This window comes from Leisingera sp. F5, from assembly GCF_001593695.1.
In genome coordinates this window covers 1-3,659 of record NZ_LUKH01000216.1, presented here as the reverse complement: position 1 = coordinate 3,659, position 3,659 = coordinate 1, and the positions used below count along the sequence as shown (strand labels likewise).

At 57.8% G+C, this 3,659-nt stretch carries 4 protein-coding genes; 2 read left to right on the top strand and 2 right to left on the bottom strand.

The features are described from left to right. Nucleotides 1–380, top strand: a 380-nt coding sequence (locus A2I95_RS27615) for an ATP-binding cassette domain-containing protein (RefSeq protein WP_291735068.1), incomplete at its 5' end; no start/stop codon positions are given. Nucleotides 381–518: 138 nt separating this feature from the next. Here A2I95_RS27615 and A2I95_RS27610 read toward each other — a convergent pair. Both A2I95_RS27610 and A2I95_RS27605 read right to left on the bottom strand, forming a co-directional pair. Next, nucleotides 519–1,451: an IS5 family transposase gene (locus A2I95_RS27610; protein ID WP_291735066.1), complete on the bottom strand. Its 933-nt coding sequence runs from the start codon at nucleotides 1,449–1,451 to the stop codon at nucleotides 519–521. A 69-nt stretch (nucleotides 1,452–1,520) separates the two neighbouring features. Beyond that, complete coding sequence (locus A2I95_RS27605) at nucleotides 1,521–2,102, bottom strand: ABATE domain-containing protein (RefSeq protein WP_291735065.1); 582 nt, start codon at nucleotides 2,100–2,102, stop codon at nucleotides 1,521–1,523. 149 nt (nucleotides 2,103–2,251) lie between these two features. Between A2I95_RS27605 and A2I95_RS27600 the strand changes: the two genes are divergently transcribed. Beyond that, nucleotides 2,252–3,160: an alpha/beta hydrolase gene (locus A2I95_RS27600; RefSeq protein ID WP_291735063.1), complete on the top strand. Its 909-nt coding sequence runs from the start codon at nucleotides 2,252–2,254 to the stop codon at nucleotides 3,158–3,160. Nucleotides 3,161–3,659 lie beyond the last annotated feature (499 nt).

Here is a 3,659-nt window from a genome sequence, read left to right as displayed (position 1 = left end):
GGCCCGGCCCGTGGGATTTTCAGAAAGTTGCAGAGCTGTTCCCGCGGCTGGAGGAGCGGCGAAGCCAGAAAGCCGGGTCTTTGTCAGGCGGTGAACAGCAGATGCTGACCATAAGCCGCGCCCTGATGACCAACCCGCGGCTGCTCATTCTGGATGAGGCGACCGAGGGTTTAGCGCCAGTGGTGCGGCAAGAGATCTGGGCGGCGATTGCCCGGCTCAAAACCACCGCCGGGCTGGCCATTCTGGTAGTCGACAAATCGCTGAAGGAGCTTTCGGCCATTGCTGACCGTGCGGTGATACTTAACAAGGGCAGCAATGCTTGGGGCGGCCGGATCGAAGAGCTTCCGGCCGAAGTGGCAAACCGGTTCTTGGGCGTGTGATTGTGAACTCACGGTGAAGTGCAGTTTCTGATATTCTGTTTTATTCCAATTGGTTCTGAATTTCTATCAGGTGGTTTTCAAACAGGCGTTGTTGCAGAACTCCCTCTTGAGGCCTGACTACCCCTTTCCCCTCTGAGCTTAGGCGACACGGACGATCTCGGCGGCGCCGAGTGCATTGAAGCGGTTGATGAGGGCGATGCGGATATGGATTTCGGCGGTTTGGCGGTCAGGGTCTCTTGCAGCGATACGCTCGCCGAACGCCTTCAAACAGCGCATCTTTGCCTCGACCCGGCTCCGGGCGTGGTATCCCGTCCAGCGTTTCCAGAAGGCCCGGCCGTAGTGCCGGGTGGCGCGCAAGGTTTCGTTTCTGACCTGTGCCGCCGGGCAGTTTTCTTTCCACGCCCGGCCATTCTTGCGGATAGGGATAATCGGGGCGGCACCACGCTCGATGATGGCGGAGTGGCAACGGCGCGTGTCATAGGCTCCGTCTGCGGTCACGCTGCTGATCTCTTCGCCCTTCGGAATCTTATCGAGCAGTTCCGGCAGGACCGGGCTGTCGCCGTCGCGGCTGGGGGTGAATTCGACAGCACGGATGTCAGACGTGGCAGCATCCATCGCAAGATGCACCTTGCGCCATTGGCGCCGCCCCTGAACGCCGTGCTTGCGGGCCTGCCACTCGCCATCGCCAAGGAACTTGATCCCGGTGCTGTCCACCAGCAGGTTCAGCGGCCCATCGGCGCGGCGATACGGGATCTGGACGGCCAGTGCTTTCTGTCGACGGCACAGCGTAGAGAAATCAGGAACGGGCCAGTCCAGCCCCGCCAGGTGCAAAAGGCTGGCGACCATCCCGGCGGTCTGCCGGAGGGGCAGCTTGAACAGAATCTTGATCGACAGGCAGAACTGGATCGCCGCGTTTGAGAAGACCGGTGGGCGCCCTGGCCGCCCTTCATGCGGCGCGAGCCAGGTCATCTCTTTATCCAGCCAGATCAGAAGCGAACCGCGCTTCCTGAGCGCATCGTTGTAGGTGGACCAATTCGTCGTACGGTAGCGGGCAGGTGGGGGCTTGCTCATTTGCCCCGTCTAACCGCATGGATTCGTGATGTGAATCCTTAGCGGTCAGAGTTCTGCAACAACGCCACGTCAATCCAGGCTCTGCGCTCTTTGCGAGTTCCGTTTGGTGAACGCTCTCTTTTTGGCCTTGTTGCCGCAGCGGCTCATGCTGCACCACCGCCGCTTTCCTGGCCGTGAATGGTCGACAAAATACACCGAGCAGCCTTCTGCTGCGCATAGTCTGACTTTTGCGAAATCACTGCAGGTGAAGAGGTCGATTGCATCCCGCGCAATGACACCGAGTACAGTTTGCGCGCTGAGATCAGTGTTTGCTTCCAATGTCCTGCCCGACACGCCCAATTGCACTGCGGGAGGCGGCAAGGCCGCAAATTCATTCAGCACTTTAATATCCTGGGCAGTCGGCACCTCGCCGGAGTAAAGCCTGTCCATCACCCCAATAAGCGCCGCCCGAAGGCTTTTCGCCGCGCGCAATTCGTCATCGCTGGGTCCGCAGGCAACCGCTTGACCGGCAACAGTTGCCAGCCATCGCTCGAGATCCGCAGTGCCGCTGATTCTTTCGACGGGAGACCCGGCGCGATCACCAAGCGTTGCCATCCAATCGAGAGAAAGACGGCCGGTTTCTGTGTGAAAATTCATGTCTTTAGATGGCATTTCCCGGTCTCCGAAAATTGGAACTTGTATAACCGGTTCCGTATCAGTATTCAAGAAACCAGTATAACAGGTTCATTTTGCGGTCACGGGAAACAGCTTGGCGCTGCTCCTGACCCCGGATGGCCTTACCGCCACGGAAAGGATGCGTAATGTCCTGGCTTGATCTGCACACAATCAAAGCTGGCAAACTCGAAATCGCCTATCACGAGTTTGGGCCGCGTGACGGCGCCCCGGCCGTTCTGCTGCACGGCTTTCCCTACGATGCCCGCGCGTATGATGAGGCGGCCGCCTGGCTCGCCGAACAAGGGATTCGATGCCTGGTGCCCTATCTTCGCGGTTTTGGCCCGACCCGTTTTCTGTCGCCTGAATCCATGCGTTCCGGACAACAAGCCGCGCTTGGTGCTGACCTACTGGCATTCATGGACGCGCTCGGGATCGAACAGGCATGCCTGGGGGGCTACGATTGGGGCGGCCGTGCTGCCTGTATCGTTGCTGCGCTCTGGCCGGAACGCGTCCGCGGCCTTGTAAGCTGCGGACAAGGCTACAACATCCAGGATATTTCCAATGCCTGGCAACCCGCAGAGCCGGAGGTAGAAGCCAGCTATTGGTACATGTACTATTTCCATACCGCGCGCGGGCGGGCCGGTCTGGAGCAGCTGAGACGCAAGCTGTGCCGTCATATCTGGTCGCTTTGGTCGCCGAGCTGGACGTTTGACCACGGCACCTATTCGGCAACAGCAGATTCATTCGAAAACTCGGATTTCGTGGAGATTGTCATTCACTCTTATACCCACCGCTTTGGCGATGTCTCCGGTGATCCGGATTACGAAGAGATCGAAGCGCGATTGGCCGAACAGCCCAGCATCACGGTGCCCAGTATAGTCCTTCAGGGACGTGATGATGGTGTTGACCCGCCCGCAATTGAGGATTTCGACCGTCCTCACTTTGATGGAAGTTATCAGCGCCGGATCATTGAGGGGGCAGGCCACAATCTGCCCCAGGAAACCCCCCAGGCCTTCGCGCAGGCCATTGCAGAATTGGCTGGCAATGTTAAGTGAAGATGGTGTGAAGCCCTCCTAATGGTAAAAGACAGTTTGCTGCCGAAAGGAATGACGGGCTGGTGTTACCTGGTGAATTTCAAACGCTATGCAGCGTCCGCTAAATTGGGCTCACTGCCGCCGAATGCCTAAGCAGCAAGCACCTTGGTGCAGGCGAAACGGAACCAGTCATCGACAGTATCGGTCAAGCCTCTGATTATCCGCCGTTTCGTTCGACGCGCCGTCGTTCGCGCCGAAGAAATCGACTTTTGCGCCGAAAGCGGCGAAATCTGGCTTCGAGCACAAAGACCGAATTCTGCGTGAAGAATGAACGGCAGCTTTCAGACGTTTCTCCGTACTGCCACCGACTATTTTAGTGCTTGCCCTCAAGTTAGGTTGAGCTTCTAGGGTGAAATCGGTTGAGACCTCACATGCGTAAACACAAGGCAAAAGACATGAGACTCTCAAATCGAAAATTTGCCATTACTGTCAATGAGCGTTCAAAACTGACCCGGTTTCA